This is a genomic window from Lysinibacter sp. HNR (assembly GCF_029760935.1).
Taxonomy (GTDB): Bacteria; Actinomycetota; Actinomycetes; order Actinomycetales; family Microbacteriaceae; genus HNR.
Genome location: NZ_CP121684.1, coordinates 2,391,485 through 2,413,280 on the forward strand (window position 1 = coordinate 2,391,485; position 21,796 = coordinate 2,413,280).

Consider the following 21,796-nt stretch of genomic DNA (forward strand, 5'->3'; position numbering starts at 1 on the left):
GAACAGCCCGGATTCTAAGTGAAAGCGCAAGAACCTTACTCAACTATCGCGAGAAACCGCTCCACAGGATGCGCGAGATAAATTCAGCAGCCTCCATTGAATCAACACCCCAGGCCCGCCGCAAAACGCTTTCCACCATGCTCCTCACGAGAGACTCGGAAATCCGTGTAGAGCTAAGTACGTAGTCAACCACTCGCGCAGAGGCACCATCGTATTCTTTCCAGGTGAGGACGTACTCTTTCATGACGCTTGCGGGATCTGACAACCAGAACGCGTCACGCGTGAGCGCGATCAGATAGTTTCTATACGTTGAGTTACCCAATGCTTCAATCCTTATGCTCACCGACCCGCACTTCGGTTCCGTTGCAACCACCTTAGGTTTCTCATCCCAAAAACCACAACCGCATTCCCCCTGTGAATCCACTGGGAACCCAAAGAGAGCGGCACCATAAACGACTCAGATCCGAATCCAAACTTCCCCCAGACCTCTCTCCTTCTCGTTCGCAATTGCCCCCACTAGGGTGAATTTCAATACTGAGACAAAATAAGGCTTCAACTATGCTATCCTAAACAAATGAGTTTATGTTGTATGTTTTTACAATAAAATACTTTACAAATATAATTCATTTAATATTATTTTTAGAAAACGCACACTACGAGGGGTAATTCATGCGTTCAATCCAGCAGCGTTCCAAAAAGCAAAGAGGCTACAGGGGGAAGGTTTTAGGTGCGGTACTCACGCTGTCCCTGCTGCCTCTCACGGGCTCCTACTCTGCCTCGGCATCTTCTTCTCTACCCGAGCAAAGCCGTGTGATCTCCCAACACGGCCATGGCAACCCGCTACGTATCGCAATAAGCCCCAACGGGGCAATTGCATACGTTGTTAACGCCACGAGCCACTCTATCTCCGTCATTGATGTCGCCAGCGACACTCGGATTGGGCAGGTAGCAAATTATCGGGGTCGCTATCCAAGCGACGTAGCTTTTTCACCCGATGGCGCCATCGCTTACGTCACCAATTCTGCCAGTCATTCCGTCTCCGTCGTCTACGTTGCAACCCACACCGTTTTACACGAGGTCCATAATTACCAGGGGAAAAGTCCGAGAAGAGTGGATTTTTCTCCCTATGGCGACGTTGCCTACGTGACCAATCCGGAGAGCAATTCCGTCTCCGTTATTGACCCCGTCACCCATACGCAAATCTCAACAGTGCACCGATACAGAGGCTCTAACCCTCAAAGCGTGAGGTTCGCACCAGACGGCAGTATTGCCTACGTAACCAACGCCGGACGCGGTGATTTCAATCCCTCCATTTCCGTAATCGATGCCGGCTCAAACATACAGTACGGTTACACAAGGTACACTGGAGCGATGCCCGACGATGTAGCCTTTTCGCCCACCTCAACCATTGCCTACGTCACCGATTCACACCCCGACAAAGACATTTCTGTGCTCTACGGGCAGAACGAGATAAAAACCATCAATAGACCAGATCTAAGATTCAACACCTCAGAAACAGCGTTCTCATCCGATGGGAAGTATGCCTACGTCACCAACAGGAAATATGACTCCGTCTCGGTCATTGACACCGCCACCCATAACCCAATCGGCTTCGTGGCAAAGTACTCGGGAAAGAGCCCGGTCGGTATTGCGGTTACCCCGAATGGCGAAAAAGCCTACGTTGCGAACTCGGGCAGTAGCTCTATCTCGGTTGTGAAACTCCGCTAAGCACCGTCACCTCCATAAAGCTCGGAGGGACATCACATCCTGCACCGGGCCAGAGCACACTATTCCACGCTCTGGCCCGGTGCAATTCTCTACCCCTCCCCATAACCACACACATTCGTAATTCTTATGTAATCCATCAGGGTGACTTAATCCTCGGTAAGATAATGAGGAGGAGGTTACCATGCCTGGAATTAGGACGCGCGCGCGGGGCGAACTCGAAAACGAGATCATGCGTATCCTCTGGGAGAGTCCCACGCCGCTTAACGCCCGAGAGATTCAAGAACTGTTCACGGGTTCCACACCGGCCTACACCACCGTACTCACCACTCTGGATAGGCTCCACAAAAAGAACAGGGTTGTACGCTCCGAAAACTCACCTCGCAAGGTACGCTTTCACGCCGCCAGATCAGAGGACGAGCATGCCAGCAACTCCATGATTGAGACGCTTGAGGATGCGGGTGATCGAGAAGCGGTTCTCCTGCGGTTTGCGGGAAACCTCAGCAACGAAGACGTCGATTTTCTTCGCAAAGCAATCGGTTCACAATCAACACGCCCACAAACGAGATAGCTTACAACGTGCTCACGATCCTGGCCCTCCTCGCCCTAGCGCTGGTGCTCATGGTGATCGCTCCCGCCATTCTCACGAGGGGATGCTGGCAGGTTATGCACCCCCGCACGGCACTCGCCCTGTGGTACGGCTCCTTCCTCCTGGGGTGTTCCGCTCTCGCCGCCTCCATGATTTTTGCCGTGCTCTCCGGGATCAACGCCGGGCACGCACAGTCACCACCGGAGGCAATATTCCTCACGATCCTGGCCTGGATGACCCTGGCTATAACCGGAGGGTTTATCGCTTTTATCGCAATGAGTAGCGAGCCTATTCTCCGATCATACAAAAGATCAACCGCCCAGATCACACCGCTCATCCACTCTCAGGAGGAAAGGTCACGGTTTATTCTCGCGCGTTTTCACAGCGACGAGTATGTTGCCTGCACTTTTCCCGGGAGAGAACCGCTTATCGTCGTTTCTTCGGCACTTGAGGATGCCCTCACACCCCCACAGTTTCAGGCCGTCCTCGCTCACGAGTATGCGCACCTGCGGCAGCGACACGGCTGGATAACCCGGATTGCCGAGATCAACGCCCTGTGCGTGCCACGGCTAGCCGCCGGACGAAGCCTCCTGCGCGCCACCCTCCTGCTCGTGGAGCTCATCGCCGACGACACCGCCGCGCGACAGGCTGGCCCGGTGCACCTCGCCAACGCGCTTTCACGACTCGGTCATCTCAGCGGTGACGATGGCATGGAGTTCCGGGCGCAACGCATCGCGCAGCAGCGCTGGTCTCGCAGGCGGCGCGTGGTACCGGCCACGCTCAAGACGAGTTAGGTCTCCCTGTCCGGTTGTGATGCCACCGCTTACACGAAGCGCCCGCTCAGGGAATATCCTTCTTGCGCTGGTGCAGGCGATTGGGATAGTTCAGCAGCAGAGGATCCCTGTTCAGGGAACGGTTACGGGAATTATCGCAATGGGGTTCTCGTAGGTTGAGAGGCGGACACTCACGCTCACTTGCCAGTCTCCCTGCACCGGAAAGTTCACCTGCGCCCGGTAGCTCCCGGCTTCCTCACGCACGACGTTTGCGCTGAGCGGCCCGAGTTCTTGCTCGGGGAGTCGCATCTCAACCTGCACCTCCTCGGAGTCAACGGGGGTGCCGTTAAAGCTGAGCTCAAAGCTGAGGGTGTTCTCACCGATGGTGGTCGGAGCCAGCGTTCCGTGCACAAGGAGCCCCTGAGATTCGGCGTGAATAGCCGTGTCGCTCGCGGCCTGCTGGGTGTCCGTGATCGCCGTATCGTGACCGCCGTGCCCCGGGCTCATGTTGGTGAGAAACCCCGTCACTATGATCACCACAATCAGCAAAGCCGCCTCGTAACTGAGGATGCGCTGTAGGCTCGCCCATCGCAAGGGCTCGGTGGGTTTCTCTAAGATTGCGGGGAGGAGCCGGGTGCGATTCCACGCGGCGAGGGCAACAATCACTACCACGATGCTGAGCTTAAGCAGGAGGGTACGTCCATACCCGGTTTCAATCAGACCCTGCAGGTTCCCCACGATCATCACCCCCATGACGATCCCGCTCACGGCGAGCAGAAGCACGCTGTATAGGGCAAAGCGGGAGAATCGCAGAACCACACCGGCGGCACCCTCGGAAGTGATCTGCTTTTCGTCCGCCCTCCGAGCCACAACAAGAAAATAGGTCAAACCGATAACACCACCCGTCCAAAAGGCACCGGCCAGCAGGTGACCAACATCCGCCGTGATGATAAGCCATCCCGGTTGAACGGAAAGGGTGTGTCCCACCAGGAGTGGTGTCCCGACGGAAACGGCGGCCAGGGAGACTGCCCCAATCCGCCGTATAGTGGATGTTCCGCGGGCATCAAGAAAGAGGGCGAGGCCTCCCACCCCCGTGATGACCAGTGCCGAGGTGAGGGTGGTCCAGAGCACCCCGGGCACCCATATCTCTGGAATAATAATTTGCCAAGGTTCGGCACCGGTGATACGAAGAGCAGAGAAGGGAATCAAGAGCACAGATGAGAGGATCGCGATGCCAAGCGCAATTCTCACAATCCTGCGCACCCCCGGGAGACTCGGAGCATTTGGGTTATTCAGGTTACTCAGATCGTTTGAGCTACTCGGGCCATTCAAGTTGCCCGGGTTCTTGGGTCCACCCAGGCTGCCCGGGTTCTTAGATCCGCTCAGGCTGCCCGGGTTCTTAGATCCGCTCAGGCTGCCCGGGTTCTTGGCACCCCTCAGGTTGCCCGAGTCGTCGCTGCGCAAAATGATCCGCTTAAAAAACACCAGCCCCGCAAAAACCAGCAGCCCGAGGTATTGCAGCGCGGTGAGTGCCGACACCGCAAACTCGGAACCCGCTGACACCAGCGAGACCGTTTCGGCGCCACCACCGCCACCAACACCGCCGGGCGTTGCCGGGGCACCACTGCCCACATAAAAGGTGATAGCTCCGGATACGGGGTGCCCGTCGGCGGACACGATTCGGTAGCTCAGTACGTAGGTTCCATCGGGGAGGGAGTCCGGCAGGGGTGCGCTGACCACGCTGTCCACCGCTCGGGCATCAAGCGCAACGGGATCTTTACCATCTGCGATCAGACGGGTGGCACCATTAATAGCTTGAACAGTCTCGTTAAAACGCAGTTCAACCGTTGTGGGCGCCTGCTCAAACACCGCACCGTCTTCGGGCGTGGTACCTAGCAACTCGGCGTGTGCAAATGCGGGAGACGCTCCCGTGCCGGCCACCACCAGCGCGTACCCCAGCAGACAGCCGAGAAGAGCGGCCAGCAGCGCGCGCACGATCCCGCTTTGCCGTCCGCTCTTCTCGGTCAGGATCAAACTCATGCCTTTTTACGCCCCCGGAGGAGCGCAATCGCACCTGCTACCAACCCGAGCGATCCGACAATAAGCGAGGTGATTATCAGCGGCGTCTGGTCGGCGGGCTGTTCCGCTGCGTGAGTATCTGCCACATCCTCCGTGCCGCTAGCGCTATCGGCGGCAACAACCGAGATAAAGGGTGCGGGAAGCGGCAGTTCAAAGGGGTTTTGGTTCACGGCAGGGATCTCTATCCAGGCGGACTCGCCCTCTTCACAGGTCTGCACGGTTGGGAAATAGAGGGTTTCGCCCGCTTTTTCCTTCGGTACCTGCAACGAGAGCTCAATGGCGTCCCGGTACCCCTCGGGAAGCGGCGTGAGCGCGGTGTAGACGACCTCGGACACTCGCTCGTTCACCTCGTTACCGTGGCTATCCGTGATGGGTGTGGTCAGATTCTCCATCACCTTGTCTACAGTGTAGTTTGCCGCACGAGTGGGGGTGACTGCGTTGATTCCCTCGGGAATTTGAATCGATATTCCGGTGGTGGGTGATCCCTCACAGCCGTGCGGAATACCAAAGGTGAGAACGGTGTAGGAGCCGGCCACGGCGCTCTCCTCGCCGATCGTCACGTGGGCGCTTGCCGCAAGCGGGCTGCCCAGGGTGAGCGCGAGAGCACCGAGAGCTGCCGCGCCGATCATCAGGGGTCTTTTGGTCTGTACATTCATCTGTCGTATCTCCTTCTTGGTGGTTGAACGCCTATATTCATTTGTGTTTCTTACCTACCGGGAAGCGGATTACCGAGCTATTCACCACGAGGTCAGCTGGCTCTTAGCACGCTGACGGGCGGAGAACCGGCTCAACAGTCACGGGTAACTAGGGCACAAGCATCGTCCAGCACATTGCTGCCATCCCCAGACTCATCACCGCACCGGCCGTGTGGTCGACCGTGTGTGCGTTCCAGGCGCGACGCGATTGCCTCGCACACGCAATAACCTCAACGATTAGTATGGTTCCCGCCACAAGCAGGGCCGTCGTCACCGCAACACCGGAGAGCACCGCCCATTCGGGTAGCGCGGAACCGTGTCCGCTATGCCCTCCGTATCCGGAGGTCGGCTGCCCCTGACCGGTTCCCGGGGCCGCATCCCGGTCGTCCGGGAGCATCACTACGATCATCCACACCATCGCAAACATCATGAGGGTGTGCAGAAGTTGATGCCACGGACCACCCCCGAGTGCCGCGCCAGCGGTTACCCTAGTGAACACCTGTAGTACAAGGAGCATCAGAAACCATATCGTTGCCAGCACAAAAAACACCAGCTGGGAAATCAGCGGAGTCGAGATCCACCAGGGCCAAGCCATGGCAACCATGACCACCGACATCACGGTGTGCAGCGCGTGACCGACCGCCTGGACCGGTCGGGTGCGATCAATCACCGCTCGATAGGTAAAATAGAGAGCGATAGTCAAAAACACGAGGGTGAATGCCCACTGCAACACCGGGTGTGTGATCAACGCCGCCCCTCATCCTTCTCTACAAGTTGTAGTAATAAAGCCATAATACACGCATCAAAGCTACATGTTGTAGAGTTACTAAAGTATTTAAAATTCTAGCGAGGTATACCGTGACACAAGTGCGGCCGCGAGGAAAGAAAACACCCTGCGCCCAGCGCAATCACGCCCAAAAAACGCCTCTTCCCCCTCTCACTGAGTGCACGCGATGACCGCGACACCCGCCACAGATTCACCCTCCTCCCCCCGCCTCGACGCGCCGATACTCACGCGCAATCGTGGCCTCGTGGGCCTGTGCGCAACCCTCGCCACCCTCCTCGCGGTCACCGCACCCGTCATCACCACCGTAATTCTTGGCGCGGGCGCGTATGAGGAACTCAATCGGGGATTCCCCGGCCTCGACGTGGGAGTTATCACCTCTATACTCCTCGCCGGCGCCGATATTGGATGTCTGGTAACCGTGGGCGCACTCATCTACCTGCTGTTTTTACGTGATGTTCCCCCCAAACGGGCAAAACGCATCGAACAGGTTTTTGAGGTGCGTGTGCTCCGCGCCGCCTCCGGGCTGTGGGCCGCGTGTTCGGGGGGACTCGTCATCTTTCGGGCGCTCGACTCCAACGGTATGCCCCTGTTCCGCCTCGCCGAACCCGGAGCTTTTGCCTACTTCTTCGAGTCAAGCTACGCCCCCGGCGCGTGGACCGTCAGTTTTATCGCCGCGCTCATAGTATTTTTTGCCGCGTTTTTTGCGGATTGGTGGACCGGCCTGCTCATCCCCCTGTGGGCATCAATGTTTGGAATGCTCGCCCCGGTTGTGACCGGACAAATCCTGGTGGGGCCCGAACACGACTTCGGTAGCGATGCGGGTGTTTTCCAGACCCTCGCGGTAAACATTTTCTTTGGGGCCGTGGTGGTTCTGGCGATTCGGGTTGCCTCGGGCAGGCTAATTCCCCCCGAGACCCTCCGCCGCCTCTTCATCATAGGCGCGGTTGCCCTGCCCGTTATCATCACAACGGATCTGATCCTCGCCTGGTTTAAGCTCGCCGGGACCGGTCTCACCGACTCCCTCACCGGCTGGTTCATCCTGGGACGCTGGGTATGCCTCGCGCTGTTTGTGATCGTCATCGGAAGCGGATGGCTACTGTGGCGACGCGCACGGCTCCGCGAACACCACATTACGTGGGGCCTCGCCCTCGGCACACTATCCATCGCCGGGTGGATCGCAATCACCGCCGCAATGACCAGGCAGGCACCACCCCAGTATTTTGTTCCCACCAGCATTTCGCAGGTGTTCCTCGGTTTTGAGGTGGCCGATCCTCCCACCCTCGCGGTGCTCTTTGGACACTGGCGACCCAATCTGCTCTTTCTCGGCCTTGCGATAGCCGCCGTTTCGGTCTACCTCGTCGCGGTTCGGGTGCTTCACAAACGCGGCGATACGTGGCCGGTGGGTCGCACCATCGCGTGGCTACTCGGCTGGGGAGTGGTGGTCTTCATCACCAGTTCGGGATTTGGAAAGTATTCTGCTCCCAACTTCGCGGTGCACATGATCGTGCACATGAGCCTCAATATGCTTGCCCCGGGGATGCTCGTGCTGGGCGGTATTATCACCCTGCTGCTGCGAGCCACCCGCTCTCGGCCCAACGGCACCGCGGGCATCCACGACTGGATCACCTGGATACTGCAGTGGAAGGTTCTCCACTTTATCTACAACCCGCTCCTGGTGTTTATCCTCTTTGTGGGTTCCTACTATGGACTCTATTTTTCCGGCATCTTTGGCGACTTCATGCGGTTCCACTGGGCGCACCAGTTCATGAACCTGCACTTTCTCATTGTGGGTTATCTGTACTACAGCCTCATCATCGGTGTTGATCGTCCGCCGCGTCCCCTCCCCCACATCGGCAAGCTCGGTTACGTGCTGGCCGCCATGCCGTTCCACGCATTCTTTGGCATCATCCTCATGAGCAGCACCACCATCATCGCCGAGAACTTCTACCAGTACTTTGGCCTCACCTGGTCCGACCTCCCGGCGCTGCAATACCTGGGCGGCGGGATCGCCTGGGCGGGTGGAGAGATCCCCCTCCTGATCGTTGTGGTGATTCTTCTGGTGCAGTGGGGCAGGCAGGACGCCAAAGAGGCCCGCCGCAAGGATCGACACCTCGACACCGGACGCGACGACGAGTTTGAGGCATACAACAGCATGCTGCAGCGCCTCACTTCCCGACAGACAGCTGGACCCGTGCCGGGCAGCGGGCCCCCAGCATCACCTCAAGACGGCTCTGCAGCCCGCACCACCACGCCCCCTCACGACGGCACCCCGTCCGAGAAAGAACCCCAGCCATGACCCTCCAGATCGACCGCCCCTCGCTCACCAACAACGGTTTTGAGCTCGACGTCTCGGGTATGACCTGCGCCGCCTGCGCGGGCCGGGTCGAGCGCGCCCTCAACAAGCTCGACGGCGTCAACGCCACCGTCAACTACGCCACCGAACGAGCCGTGATCACCGGGATCGCCGACACCGACGCTCCCCTCGCAATTCAACAGATCGAGAAGGCCGGATACCACGCCCACCTGCGCGACGGAGCGGATGACACCTGGTCACGGCGGGCCACCGAGATCCGCATCACGTCGCTGCGTCGCCGTCTCGCGGTTGCCGCACTCCTCACCATTCCCCTCATGGACATCACCATTGTTCTTGCCCTCATCCCCGACTGGCGCTTCCCGGGGTGGGAGGCGCTCTGCGTGCTGCTCGCCGTGCCCATCGTCACCTGGGCGGCCTGGCCGTTCCACCGCGCCACCGTGAGAAACCTCAGGCACGGCACCGTGAGCATGGACACCCTGGTCTCCCTCGGCATCACCGCCTCGTTTGGGTGGGCCGTCGCCACCCTCATCTTTGGCCTGGGGGAGGGCGGCGGATACTGGCTCGGATTTGGCATCACCCCCGCCGGGGCAAACTCACTCTACCTCGATGTTGCCGCGGGAATGACCACGCTCCAGCTGGCCGGCCGCTACTTCGAAACCCGCTCCCGTCGCAAGGCGGGCGATGTGCTCGGCGCGCTGAGCGCCCTCGCCGCAACCCACGTGCGCATCCTCCGCGAGGGAGCAGAGACCGTGGAACCGGCGGCCAACCTCCGCGTTAACGACGTGTTTGTGATCCTCCCCGGCGAAACGATCCCCGCCGACGGAACCGTCACCCGGGGCACCGCCGCCATCGACACCAGCATGATGACGGGCGAACCCGTTCCCGTCTCCGTCACCCCGGGCGACACCGTGATTGGAGGCACCATCAGCAGCGATGGCCGCCTCGAAATCACGGCAAACTCGGTGGGAGCGCACACCCAGCTTGCTCAGATGGCCGCCCTCACCGAACGGGCGCAGGCGCGCAAGGCGCACGTACAGGCACTGGTGGACCGTATTGTCACCTGGTTTGTTCCCGCCGTTATTGTCCTGGCCATCCTGGTGGGTATCGGCTGGTCACTCACCGGAACCCCCGCCCAGCAGGCGTTTGGAATCGCCATTAGTGTTCTCATCATCGCCTGTCCCTGCGCCCTGGGACTCGCCACCCCCACCGCCCTCATGGTGGGCATCGGGCGCGGAGCCACCCTCGGCATCCTCATCAAGGGACACGACGCCCTCGAAGCCAGCGGCTCCATCACCACCGTGGTTCTCGATAAAACCGGAACCCTCACCACCGGCGACATGTCCGTCGAAAACATCACCCCCCTGGGAGTGAGCAGCGACGAACTGCTGCACCTGGCCGCGTCCATCGAGCAGGGATCAGAACACACCATCGCCCGCGCCATCGAACGCGCGGCGGCGCCCCGCGTTCCGGCCCTGCTCCCCCTCGACAGCTTCACAGCCCTTCCCGGCCTCGGAGCCTCCGCCCGTATCACAGGCTCCGATTTTCTCATCGGCAACGTCACTCTGCTCACCCAACACGACGTCCCCCTCACTCCCCCGGCGCAGGAGGCAATCGATCGCGCCGAGGATGCCGGACACACCGTCGTCCTCCTCGCCCGCGACAACGCCCTCCTCGGTGTGATCTCCCTCACCGACACCCTCAAACCTCGCGCCGACCGGGCTGTTGCCGCGCTCCGGGCTCAGGGCCTCGAGACGGTGCTGCTCACCGGAGACACCCCCGCGGCGGGCACGAGGGCCGCCGCGGAACTGGGCATCGATCGCGTCTACGCGGGTGTGCTCCCCACCCACAAAGCCGACACCATCCGCCGCCTTCAGGAAGAGGGTAAGAAGGTCGCGATGGTTGGCGACGGTATTAACGATGCGGTTGCCCTGGCCACCGCTGACCTCGGACTCGCCGTGGTCAACGGCACCGATATCGCCCTCAAGGCCGCCGATATCATCCTCGTTCGCGAAGATCTCCTGGTCATTCCCGACGCCATCGCCCTCTCCCGCCGTACCCTCCGCACCATTCGCACCAACCTCATCTGGGCCTTTGGGTACAACGTAGCTGCCATCCCCGTTGCCGCCGCGGGGCTACTCAACCCGCTCATCGCGGCGGCCGCGATGTCGCTCTCCTCGGTCTTTGTGGTGTACAACAGCCTCCGCATCCAGCGCCTGCGCCGGAGCCGATAGGCTCGCAGCAGCAACCCCCGGAACGATCAGGTATTACAACAACCACTCGAGCTCAAAGTTTAATCGACAGACACCTTCGGTGCGGGGCACTCTCCAGGCGCGGGAAGAATTCCGCTCAGGAGATAGTCAGCAGCACGCTGGGTAGGACAGGTAAAGCTACCGGTGAGCCCGTGGAACGGGCCGGGCATGGTGAGCAAAGTTCCACCCGTCGCGCGAGCGACGGCTTGCGCCCCGGCCAGGGGCGTTCGAGCGTCTTTTGTGCTGTTAATGATCAGCGGTTTCGGGGAGTCCTTGAAGCTGAGGGTTCCGACGGGAGCACGCGTTGGCCACAGCACACAGGGTGCCCGGCTGGTGAGCACGTCGGCCTGCTCTTCCAGACTGAGACCCCAGGCTGCAAGACCCGCGGGAGAGGTGGGCCAAGTGAAGTCCGTGCAGAGGTAGGCGAGGTCTTGCGAGTACGAGGGAAAAGCAGGGTAAGACTTCTGCAACTCCGTCAAAGCAGCAGCGAATCCTTCTGCGATTTTCGGGTCGCGATCGGTTCCGTAGCTCGCTTTGGCCGTTTCAAGATCGAGAGAATCGTTCAGAGACCGCACAGGTCCGGAAACGGTTGGGTCCACGACACCGTCGAGGATCATAGTGCGAACCCGGTCGGGGTGTTCAGCGAGGTAGGCTTGCCCGAGAAGCGTGCCATAGGAGATGGCGAGCATGTTCACCTGGTCCACTTTGAGCGCTTCGCGCACAGCCTCCAGATCCCGAACTCCGGCTCGGATTCCGGCGGTGAAGACAGGATCTTCTCGATTTGTTTGACACTCAGCCAGCTGACGCTTGAGCTGTGGTTCGTAAGCTGACCAGTCCTCGTCAATGCTCGATGCTTCGAATGCCGGGGGGTCATCAATCTCGCAGGTGGTCGGTGAGCTTGCTCCGAAGCCGCGCCGATCGTAGCCAACGATATCGAAGTTGTCGCGGATGGATTGCGGGGCTCGGGCCGCGAAACTGGCCTGAAAGAGCGCCCCGGAGATCGTGGGGCCTCCGGGGTCAACGATGAGTATTCCGCGAGAGGTCTTTTCCGCCGGAGTAAGCGCTACCGCTAGGCGAACCTGCGTTGCGTTTTCGTTCGACTCCTGACCAACTTCGACTCCCATGCATTGGCGTTTCACTTGCCCGGGCAGCGGACAGTCTTTCCATTTTCCTGCAGGGTATGTGGCTTCCGGGAAGACCGTCGCAGCGGCGGAACCAGCGTTGAGGGGCGCGCAGGATACAAGAGGGATTGCCAGGAGCGCTACTAGCGCAGAGGCACCCACCCATCGAGAAATAGTGGGAGAGAAACGAATCATGCCATTCAGCTTTCCACGTCCTGAAAATCGATGCGTCGACCGTTGGTACTATTTACGTCGTTCTGAGGTGCCAAACTCGCGAGCTCGTATCCGGTCTTCATCGAAGCGGTAGTGCCAAGTGGTCGTAGCAACACTCTCTCCACGAAGGAGTCGCTCGAACCCTTCTCGCAGGGTCAGGAACCCAAACGTTTCACGGCTCTCCTCATGTTTCCGTGGCCCAGCCCCCTCCCGGGAGGCGAGCCGAGGGCCCTACACGTCCCATCGATCCGATCACTCCATGACGGGTAAGAGAACGCTGGAAATTCCCACTTCGAAATTGGCCGTATTGCACACTCTTAACCGACATCGTCGCGAAACTCGTTCTCGGTAGCGGGGGGCGTGGCAACCGTCGTTTCAGACTAGTCAAGACTAGTCAGTTCGGATAATGCTTCACACATGCAGCAGAAATTTAAGGCTTACGCGAAGGTCTTTTGAGGCTTCTCTTTGGCTAGTCTATGCTCACATTGTGCATCAGATACAGCCCAAATTTGCGGTTAGTAGATAAAATCACTAAGTTTATTTTAACAGCACAATTTGGGTTCTTGTTTTTGGGGCATTCAGCGTCGATTTGATAATACAGCACAATTTGGGTTCTTGTTTTTGGGGCATTCAGCGTCGATTTGATCATTACGAATTGTGGTGTTTCTCTTGCACTTTTTCCATATTTAGTGCGTTTCAAAAATCAGAGTTGATTTGAAAGGTCTAGAGACAATATGACTCTTATACAAAAAATAATTGGCGCAACAACAGCCATAGGGCTTGTGCTTGGAGGATCACAAGTAGCCGTTGCTCTCGAACCAGAGGGCACCTTGCCCGAAGAGAGCGAGATATCGATCGAGAGCACGGATGATGGTTTTGTGTTTGCTGACAGCACTGGAGCGGAACTAGGGTTGACTCGCGAATTTGCTTCAGAGGGCGAAGTGATTAGCCTCCAAGAAGATTCAGAAGGAGAGCCGGTAATCACTACTGAACTCTTTGGTCTTCCCCTTGAGGGAACAAGTCCGGAGTATTATCAGGAAACGGTAACCGCAGCGCAAACGGAATCTGAGCCGGAATTTATTCCGAGCGATTCGCCCGCTGAAAGTTTTAAATTAACTCCCGCCGAGACCGCTTTTGATGAGAATCTTCTCGAACCAGTTCTAGCTTATGCGGCTAAACCTAACTCTGTTGAATTTCTCCTCGCCGGAGGGGAAGCCTCCGCAGAGCAGCAAAACATAAAGCTGGAAGTCGTTCGAGATGGCAAACTTCTTGCCAATACAGACGGACCTGTTTTTACTGATCAAAACGTTCAGTCTAATACCACGTATCAATACGAAATTTTTAAAACTGAAAAAACAGATTCCCCGACGCCCTCCTCGGATGAAGCCGTGCCCGGAAGCCTCCTAACGCTGACCGTAACAACCCCACCAGCAAAAATGACTGACGCGGTGAAGTCACGAGCAGCACGTGCCAGCGTACAGTATTCGACCGCTTATATGCACACCACGTTTATTGAAGAGAGATATGCACCTGTAGGATCTCCGGAGAAACTTGGGTGTGGCGCTTGGCCACATGAGGATTTGAAGTTTGGCGGAGATAATCGTTATTTTAAGACCCCCACCTACCTAGCACCTAACCAGGCGGAGGACTATCGAACGATGATGTTTGTTAATATTAACTGGGAAAACCCCTACCCATATAACGTCATTTGGACGAGAAATGTTGGTGTGACCAAAAAATATATAAATGGCGGTCTTCTTGAGTCACGCAAAGCCTCGATGGATGGAATGAATGTAAGAGTCATAGGAGCTAACACGAGCACGGCTTCGGTTGTTGTAGAACATTCCTCAGGGAATCCGTTCTGTGGACTTGGTGCAATTACCTATCGTGATGAGGTTCGCTTCTGGAGGAGTGCTCAAACCGTACAGGTGACTGGCTGGCGGTTTCCAGTTCCGAGCCATGAACTATCAGTGCGTTTTGACAATCAATACTTAGATACGGGATCTTTTTGGCTTCCAATGAACTGGAGAGTCAATCACGGGTTTGGCTGCTTACTGGGAGGCTGCGATAGAGATTTGTACACCTCTCAAACGATAAACCCCCTCGGCTAGAAGAAGACGCAAATGGCAGCCAATAAAGAAAACAAAAAGCAAAGACCTTCACTCTGGGCACCTCGGCTACACTTCTTGATTGGCTGCCTTTTGGCGTTCGATCTATTTATGATGGGATTGCTTATAGTGCACCCTCATATTTTCAGTCTTTTCTTTATTGCGGGCATGACTCTACAGGGGTCCTTATTCATTTCACTTTTAGTCCTCCTCGTGGGAATTTGGCCATTTCGGTGGATTATTAGCCAAAACCCGGTGGTTCAGCCCCTGTTGTTTGGCTTTATCGGTGGAGGACTTTTTCTGACAATTACCGTGGGGGTCGGTTTTATCCTTGACGGACGAAACGGGATGCTTCCAGGTCTGATTGTCATGTTTTTTCCGAGTCTTGTTTTCTTCGCGGGAGGGATATTTGCGGTACTTTCCCAAAAATACAAAAAAGTATTCTTTATTGGGATACTCTTTGTGTCTATATTCATTGCAGCATGTATCGCCGTTTGCATTTTCTCGATTCTTGCGGGAGCGTAGACCCAGACCATAGGCTCCGTGACAATTAGAAGCAGACGCAAATGGTAGCCAACAAAGAAAGCAAAAGACAAAGACCTTCACTCTGGGCACCTCGGCTACGCTTCTTGGTTGGCTGCCTCTTGGCGTTCGACCTGTTTATGCTGGGACTGCTTATAGCGCACCCTCATGATGCCAGTATTTTCTTCATTGCGGGCACGACTCTACAGGGATCCCTACTCATTTCCCTTTTAGCTCTCCTAGTGGGAATTTGGCCGCTTCGATGGATTATTAGCCACGAAACCGTGCTTCAGCCCCCATTGTTTGGACTTGTAGGCGGAGGGCTCTTTCTAACAACTATCGCGGGACTCGGATTTATCCTCGACGGACAAGCCGGAATAGTTCCAGGCCTAATGATCACGTTCCTTCCGAGCCTTGCTTTTTCCGCGGGAGGAGTATTTGTGGTACTTTCCCAAAAATATAAGAAAATATTATTTATTGGAATAGTATTTGTATCTATATTTACGGCATTGTGCGTGATTGCTTTCTTTTTCTTGATTCTTACGGGAACGTAAACACTGAGGCACCAACCCATCTGAGCCTTTGGATATCCAGTGTGGCCGCCTACGTCGGAGTCGATAGAGTCATCCTGAAACGCGGGGACCGTAGCGGCGACAGGAGTCAGAGTGAAACGATCGATCGGATAACCCTCGGGGTACTTTGCCTCGGTATTCTCGCGCTACCCTTCATCGTGGGATACACGGCAATCGGCCGCAGTATCGGACAGGAATGGGTCAGTCTTAACGGACCGGAACCGGTATGGCCAGCAGTTGTCGGACCCAGTTCCCTGTGTGTCATCGTGATCAGCGGAGTGGTCTTGCTGACCCTTATCCTCGTGGCGATCATGCGAAACCTCGTTCAGAGGCGAACACAGAAAAACGAGGTGGCCGCACACCGCTCGAACCGTGAAACAACCGCTTATATCGTTCTGAAATATCTACTCAAAGGAAACCTGTACAGCCGATCTGAGCCCAATGACATCCATAATTACAGTTTTTTAGGGCGGGAACGGCCAGCTCCCATCGAAGTGAACCACTCGGAACATCAGGTATTTGTCACCCTTGAATCAAAGAAAGTGAGAATAAAAATGAAGAAGTGCGCCCCGGGAGGCTCCAAGATCGTGCACGATAGAGCTGATAGTTGTTCCGGAAGGAGGAACCCTCATTGCGCAATCGAACCATAATACGTATTGAAGACGATCAACTAACAGTGCTACCGCAGGGATTGGATCGCCTGTGGTGCTGTCGAAAACAGGTCAACGTGTCGCTGGCAAAGGTCACGGATGTTCGGACCACGCACAACCCGGCCCGTATCCCTATTGGACGACGTGGTCCGGGCCTCGACTTTATGGGAAAACTATGTGGCACCTTCCACCTCAACGGGGAAAAACACTTTTGGAACTACTCGGGCTCCGGGGTGGCGCTCAGCATAAAGCTCACCCCTGATCAAAACTTTCAGAGGCTGGTGCTATCCACTGACAGTCCAGAGGATATTAAACACAACATCTTGACTGCAATGTCGTCGCTTTAGCCTAGTGCGATTAGACCCCACGGCGGGGTCGACCCACCGGCTCCGCCACAGCACAACCCACACCGCGATAGCATTATCGAATGAAGGTGCAACCGCGTCGACTCTCCTGGGTGTGGGTGGTCATCATATCCACGCTCTCCATCGCGCTATTTGTGGTGAGTTCGACACTCGGAACCACTATTTACAGTATCCCGATCGTATTCAGCCTCGGACTCTCAGCACTGCAGGCGTGCGGCCTCATGTTTGTTTACCGCTTCCCCCGCGGGGGTAACAGCGCCGGAGCCGTTGCTGCAATTACGCTGATGATTGTTGGCAACGCAGCCGCCGACAAAGCTCCCTGGCCGATCGCCGTCACAACACTCATCGCAATGATCGCCATGCTCGGGATATCCGCCACGGGTGGAGACTGGCTCCCCGCGGTAGTAGCAGGAGCGGTTGTCGCTAGTGGGGCGGCGATCATGGCCACGACCGTCGCTGCGGACCTGCCGCCCGGGCCAATCATCGCAAACATTACGGTTTACCTCTCCCTCGCCGCTGCCGCCGTCATCGGTGGAACGCTGCTGCACTCCGCGCTCCAAACCCGCAGGGAGCTACAGACAGCCCTCGAAGCGTCAGAAATCGCCCTCGCACGGCGCGAAGTGGTCGAAGAACGCACCCGCATCGCACGCGAAATGCACGATGTTGTTGCGCACGGCATGTCGGTCATCCAGGTACAGGCGGCGAGCGCACGCTACCGGCACACCAGCATTCCCCCGGAGGTCGCGGAGGAGTTTGACGAACTCGCCGCCACCGCACGCACGGCCCTCAACGAGATGCGCGCGCTACTCGGTGTACTTCGTGCTGACGAGCAGGCACCTCAGGCACCGCAGCCCGGTCTCACCGAACTGCCCGATCTTGTGACGGGCGCGGGTGCAGCGTTGCGGGATGCCACACTCCTTGATCACCTACCCCAAAAAGTTCGGCAGCGCTTAGCCCCGGTCGTAGCGCTCACGGTATATCGCGTGGTACAGGAATCGCTGAGCAACGTAATACGCCACGCGCCCGGGTCAGCGGTCGAGGTGAAGCTCAGCTACGAGATAAAACACAACACACACGGCGAAGGGGAACTACACGTGAGTGTGCACAACACCCCTCCCCCCACCATCCGCAGCCACGGTATCGATCCCAGCGGGCACGGAATCCGGGGCATGAAAGAGCGGGTCTCGGCCCTCGGCGGCACGCTCGACACTGCACCCACTGCAGATGGCGGTTTCACCGTACTTGCGACAATCCCCCTCACAGTGGAGGCCACCATACTATGACCATTTCAATTCTTATCGCAGATGATCAGGCCATGGTGAGGGCTGGATTTGCCGCAATCCTTGAGGCCCAACCCGATTGTGGAGTGGTAGGGCAGGCAGAGAACGGTGCAATTGCGGTAGAACTATCACAAAAGCTTCGACCCGACATCGTGTTGATGGACGTCCGTATGCCCGAGATGAACGGGCTGGAGGCCACCAAAAAGCTGATGGAGCTGTCAGCACGCTACCAGTACCGACCCCGTGTGATTATCCTGACCACCTTCGACATCGACGAGTATGTTTACGACGCTCTCGCTGCGGGGGCAAGCGGTTTTCTCCTCAAAGACGCTCCGCCCGCAGATCTGGTGCAGGCGGTGCGCGTGGTTGCCGCGGGTGACGCGCTGCTCGCCCCGAGTGTCACCAAGAGGTTGATCAATCGCTTTGCAGAACACCGCCCCCCGAGTGACCGTCACCTGCTTCGCCTCGCCGAACTCACCGAGCGTGAGCGTGAGATCCTCGTGGATGTGGGAAAGGGACTCTCGAACGCGGAGATCGCCGACGAGCTTTTCATCGCCGAACAGACCGTAAAAACACACATCACCCGGATTTTCTCGAAGCTGCATCTCCGTGATCGAGTGCAGGCGGTGATCTTGGCCTACGATGCCGGACTGGTGAAACCGAAACAATAGGGTTTGGTTCTGTTGCCCCGCGCACAGGTAGCACCCCGGTAGGGGTCAGGTTGGCTCTCCAGTGTGACGCACTCGGATGACTCAGCGCGGGAAAGTTCTTCTATGCTCAATGGAAGGACTCCCGCATGACCCGCACCGCACCCGTCTCTTCTTCTGTTTCCAGAGACACACAGCCGCTCGGGAACCAAGCACGCCGCACGGTCGATGACACATCACCGGCTAGTGGGCGGGATCGGGCCGTCGATCTTGCTCGTGCGGCCTGCCTGCTTGCCGTGGTGGGTGTGCACGCTCTTATGGTTGGAGTGAGTATTCCCGATGGCACTGCGGTACTGGAGAATGCGCTGGAGTCGTGGTCGGGATTCACAGTGTTCTCGTGGTTCGCCCAAATGATGCCCCTCTTTTTCGTCCTTGGTGGTTTTGCCTCCGCCACCCACTATCGTCGTTTGCGGGCACGTGGCACCAGCCCGACCGACTATGTGGCGACACGACTCCGCAGGCTGTTGCCCGTCCCCCTGGCTGCAGCGGGAGTCACCGTAACGATACTCTGTGGTCTTGCCCTCTCGGGCGCGGACAGTCAGGTCGTTGCGACAGCGGGGTGGCGCATCAGCCAGCCGCTCTGGTTTCTCGGTGTGTATATTCTCTGCTCCGCGTTGGTTCCCCTCATGCTCACGCTACACGAGCGGGCTCCGCGCCGAACCCTTGCCGTGCTGGCCTGCGGTGTTGTCTTTGTTGACCTGTTACGGTCGGTGACGGGGATCGACACAATCGGTTTTGTCAACCTCGTGTTTGTCTGGATTGCCGTTCAACAGCTCGGGTTCTGGCTGGCCGATGGCCGCACACCCGGTATCCGCACCGCAGTTTTTGCGGTGTGCGGAATGGTGGTCCTGATGGTTCTGGGAATCTCACCCGCTAACCTTTTTGATGCTCTCAACCCACCAACCGGAGCGCTCGCGCTTCTCGGGGTTGTACAGTTCACCGCCTTTGGGGCCCTGCGCGCCACACTCGCAAGCCGGGCAGAAATCCCGAGTGTGCTCCGCATCTCAGATGCCATCAACAACCGATCGCTGAGCGTCTATTCGTGGCATATGCCCGTTATCGTGTTGCTCGCTGGTCTGCTTCTTGTGGCGGAGCACACGCTACCGATCCCGCTCACAGCACAGTGGTGGATCACCCGTCCTGCGTGGCTTCTTGCCGTCGGGATCGCGGTCTCGGTGGTCGTCGCTGCCACCGGCCGACTTGAAAATCGGCCGCGAACCCATGAAAACATACGCCCGGCCGCACCAACAGCCCCCGCCATACCTTCAACTTGGCTCATCGGGTTCAGCGTGGTGTGCAGTGCCGGTGGAGTGTTATTGATCCTCGCGGCGACCGGATCCCTCTGGGCGTGGATAAGCGGTGCGGCAATGCTCGCTTGCGGGTTACAGGCCACACAGAAGATGCAGATCACACGGCGCAACCCTGCGCCACTATACGGGATTTAACCGACCGGCTACAGATACATGACCTTTACTCTGCAGTGCCCTGTCGTTCAGCGGCGGGGCGTTGCTCATGCGAACTCAGATCTAACCGATAAAACACTGGAAAAATACTGGAAAAGACCTCAAGAAACACCCTAAAAAAGCCCCGTTTTGCTCAATAAACCACAGAGAAAAACGCGGGACCGTTCCCGAGCTATAACAAACCACAGAATGTATTGCCCAATAGTACAAATATTATTTATTCCATTGCATTTCATAAAACAAGTGGATATTTTTTGTTGTAGGGGCAACTAATTATCATTTATCACAGATAAGGCAAAGAAGTATTTCTTATGAGAAAACGTCATGCAAAAACCCTGCCCATGATTGTGGGAATAGCACTATTAGGATTCGTACTAGCCGCATGCGCGCCCGCGGCAGATACCACATCCACGCCAGAATCGGCATCCGTCTCATCGCTGGGACCGGTGACGCCAAACAGCACTCCGCTCGAAGAAGAAACCGCCGAATTCGAGGCGCTCTACCAGGACGCAATTGCCGAGGGCGGCCAACTCACGGTGTGGGCCGGTGGGGATCGCCCCAACCAGCAGGACGCCCTGGCCAAGCTCTTTTCGGATCGCTTCCCCGAGATCGACATCCACATGGCAGTTGACCTCTCGAAGCTCCACGGCGAAAAGATCAGCGAGCAGCTCGCTTCGGAAACACTCGTTCCCGACGTTGCGCAGCTGCAAACCTCTCACGATTTCGACCGTTGGAAAGAAGAGGGCGAACTTCTTGCGTTCAGGCCGGTGGGAGTTGCCCAGCAATTTCCCGGCTATGCGGACGAGGACGGGGCCTTCCTCAGCCTCCGGGTTAACTCTTTTGTTCCCCAATACGCCAAGGTGGGTGTTGAGACCGCTCCCAGCAGCTACCTCGACTTCCTCGAACCCGAGTACGCGGATCACAAGCTTGTGCTCCCCTACCCGCACGACGATGATGCCGTACTCTACGTGTACACAAAGATTGTTGAAAAATATGGCGAAGAATTTCTGCAGCGACTAGCGGATCAGAACCCCACCTTCCTCCGCGGAACCGCGGCAAACGACATGCTCGTTGGCAAAGAAGGATACCTTGCCACCCTCACCGGGCACATCAGACCCCTCGATCCGCAGTTCTCAGACTCCTACATCCCCGAGGAAGACCCGTTCCTCGCCTGGGTGCAGCGAACCGCCATCTTCAAGCAGGCCCAAAACCCCGCTGCCGCAAAGCTCTACCTCGCCTTCATCGCCAGCAAGGAGTACCAATCGGTGCTTCCCTCCTGGTCAACAAGAATGGATGTGCCCACCCCCGAGGGTCTGCGTCCACTGAGCGATTACCCTAACGCTGACCCCCTCGACTTTATCGAGTGGATGAGCGACAGGGAGGGCGTTGCCCAGGCGGAAGCCCTCATGGAGAGCTACTTTGGCCCTGTTGTTGGCGAGTCACCCCTCACGGATCCCTACCTGCTCGACGTGCTTGGCCTCGAGGCCCGACCGGGAACCGCCTAGGTTATAGCGGCACAACCAAGCCGCTCTCGCACATTGCCCCCCTGAGAGCGGCTTGGGGGTGCCGCAGATATGCCCGGCA

The 21,796-nt window shown here is 57.5% G+C and carries 17 protein-coding genes; 12 read left to right on the plus strand and 5 right to left on the minus strand.

Translation table 11 applies throughout. From position 1 onward, the window contains the following. Positions 1-43: 43 nt before the first annotated feature. Positions 44-322 carry a hypothetical protein gene (locus FrondiHNR_RS10935; protein ID WP_279352797.1) on the minus strand — a complete coding sequence of 93 codons (279 nt, stop codon included), beginning with the start codon at positions 320-322 and terminating at the stop codon, positions 44-46. 347 nt (positions 323-669) lie between these two features. Here FrondiHNR_RS10935 and FrondiHNR_RS10940 point away from each other — a divergent pair, with 347 nt between their 5' ends. The 3 genes from FrondiHNR_RS10940 (at position 670) to FrondiHNR_RS10950 (ending at position 3,108) form a co-directional block, all read left to right on the plus strand. Continuing rightward, the gene (locus tag FrondiHNR_RS10940; RefSeq protein WP_279352798.1) at positions 670-1,728 is read left to right on the plus strand and encodes a YncE family protein; all 1,059 of its coding nucleotides are present in this window, start codon (positions 670-672) and stop codon (positions 1,726-1,728) included. Positions 1,729-1,909: 181 nt separating this feature from the next. Further along, entirely contained in the window at positions 1,910-2,296 is a 387-nt protein-coding gene (locus FrondiHNR_RS10945) for a BlaI/MecI/CopY family transcriptional regulator (RefSeq protein ID WP_279352799.1), read from the plus strand. Between the two features lie 8 nt (positions 2,297-2,304). After that, a complete protein-coding gene (locus FrondiHNR_RS10950) occupies positions 2,305-3,108 on the plus strand; it encodes a M56 family metallopeptidase (protein WP_279352801.1) in 804 nt (267 codons plus the stop codon). Between the two features lie 111 nt (positions 3,109-3,219). Here the strand turns inward: FrondiHNR_RS10950 and FrondiHNR_RS10955 are convergent, their stop codons facing one another. The 3 genes from FrondiHNR_RS10955 to FrondiHNR_RS10965 form a co-directional block, all read right to left on the minus strand. Then, positions 3,220-5,127: a copper resistance protein CopC gene (locus tag FrondiHNR_RS10955; protein WP_279352802.1), complete on the minus strand. Its 1,908-nt coding sequence runs from the start codon at positions 5,125-5,127 to the stop codon at positions 3,220-3,222. Continuing rightward, entirely contained in the window at positions 5,124-5,822 is a 699-nt protein-coding gene (locus tag FrondiHNR_RS10960) for a YcnI family protein (RefSeq protein WP_279352804.1), read from the minus strand. Before FrondiHNR_RS10960 ends, FrondiHNR_RS10955 begins: the two co-directional genes overlap by 4 nt. A 148-nt stretch (positions 5,823-5,970) precedes the next feature. Beyond that, positions 5,971-6,609 carry a DUF5134 domain-containing protein gene (locus FrondiHNR_RS10965; RefSeq protein WP_279352805.1) on the minus strand — a complete coding sequence of 213 codons (639 nt, stop codon included), beginning with the start codon at positions 6,607-6,609 and terminating at the stop codon, positions 5,971-5,973. A 205-nt stretch (positions 6,610-6,814) separates the two neighbouring features. Here FrondiHNR_RS10965 and FrondiHNR_RS10970 point away from each other — a divergent pair, with 205 nt between their 5' ends. Both FrondiHNR_RS10970 and FrondiHNR_RS10975 read left to right on the plus strand, forming a co-directional pair. Further along, a complete protein-coding gene (locus FrondiHNR_RS10970) occupies positions 6,815-8,944 on the plus strand; it encodes a cytochrome c oxidase assembly protein (protein ID WP_279352806.1) in 2,130 nt (709 codons plus the stop codon). Further along, a complete protein-coding gene (locus FrondiHNR_RS10975; RefSeq protein WP_279352807.1) occupies positions 8,941-11,193 on the plus strand; it encodes a heavy metal translocating P-type ATPase in 2,253 nt (750 codons plus the stop codon). The genes FrondiHNR_RS10970 and FrondiHNR_RS10975 overlap by 4 nt, the downstream gene beginning before the upstream one ends. Before the next feature lie 59 nt (positions 11,194-11,252). Here the strand turns inward: FrondiHNR_RS10975 and FrondiHNR_RS10980 are convergent, their stop codons facing one another. Next, the gene (locus FrondiHNR_RS10980; RefSeq protein ID WP_279352808.1) at positions 11,253-12,527 is read right to left on the minus strand and encodes an alpha/beta fold hydrolase; all 1,275 of its coding nucleotides are present in this window, start codon (positions 12,525-12,527) and stop codon (positions 11,253-11,255) included. A 752-nt stretch (positions 12,528-13,279) separates the two neighbouring features. On the opposite strand from FrondiHNR_RS10980, the gene FrondiHNR_RS10985 reads away from it, so the two are divergent. The 7 genes from FrondiHNR_RS10985 (at position 13,280) to FrondiHNR_RS11015 (ending at position 21,717) form a co-directional block, all read left to right on the plus strand. Next, entirely contained in the window at positions 13,280-14,656 is a 1,377-nt protein-coding gene (locus FrondiHNR_RS10985; RefSeq protein WP_279352809.1) for a hypothetical protein, read from the plus strand. A gap of 12 nt (positions 14,657-14,668) precedes the next feature. Further along, on the plus strand, positions 14,669-15,178 hold the full coding sequence (locus FrondiHNR_RS10990) for a hypothetical protein (protein WP_279352810.1): 510 nt from the start codon (positions 14,669-14,671) through the stop codon (positions 15,176-15,178). Positions 15,179-16,474: 1,296 nt separating this feature from the next. Next, complete coding sequence (locus FrondiHNR_RS10995; protein WP_279352812.1) at positions 16,475-16,744, plus strand: hypothetical protein; 270 nt, start codon at positions 16,475-16,477, stop codon at positions 16,742-16,744. A gap of 80 nt (positions 16,745-16,824) precedes the next feature. Continuing rightward, positions 16,825-18,045 (plus strand): histidine kinase, encoded by a 1,221-nt coding sequence (locus tag FrondiHNR_RS11000; protein WP_279352813.1) that lies wholly within the window; start codon positions 16,825-16,827, stop codon positions 18,043-18,045. After that, positions 18,042-18,713: a response regulator transcription factor gene (locus FrondiHNR_RS11005; protein WP_279352815.1), complete on the plus strand. Its 672-nt coding sequence runs from the start codon at positions 18,042-18,044 to the stop codon at positions 18,711-18,713. Before FrondiHNR_RS11000 ends, FrondiHNR_RS11005 begins: the two co-directional genes overlap by 4 nt. Positions 18,714-18,838: 125 nt before the next feature. Beyond that, entirely contained in the window at positions 18,839-20,194 is a 1,356-nt protein-coding gene (locus FrondiHNR_RS11010; protein WP_279352816.1) for an acyltransferase, read from the plus strand. 329 nt (positions 20,195-20,523) lie between these two features. Next, a complete protein-coding gene (locus tag FrondiHNR_RS11015; protein ID WP_279352817.1) occupies positions 20,524-21,717 on the plus strand; it encodes an ABC transporter substrate-binding protein in 1,194 nt (397 codons plus the stop codon). Positions 21,718-21,796 lie beyond the last annotated feature (79 nt).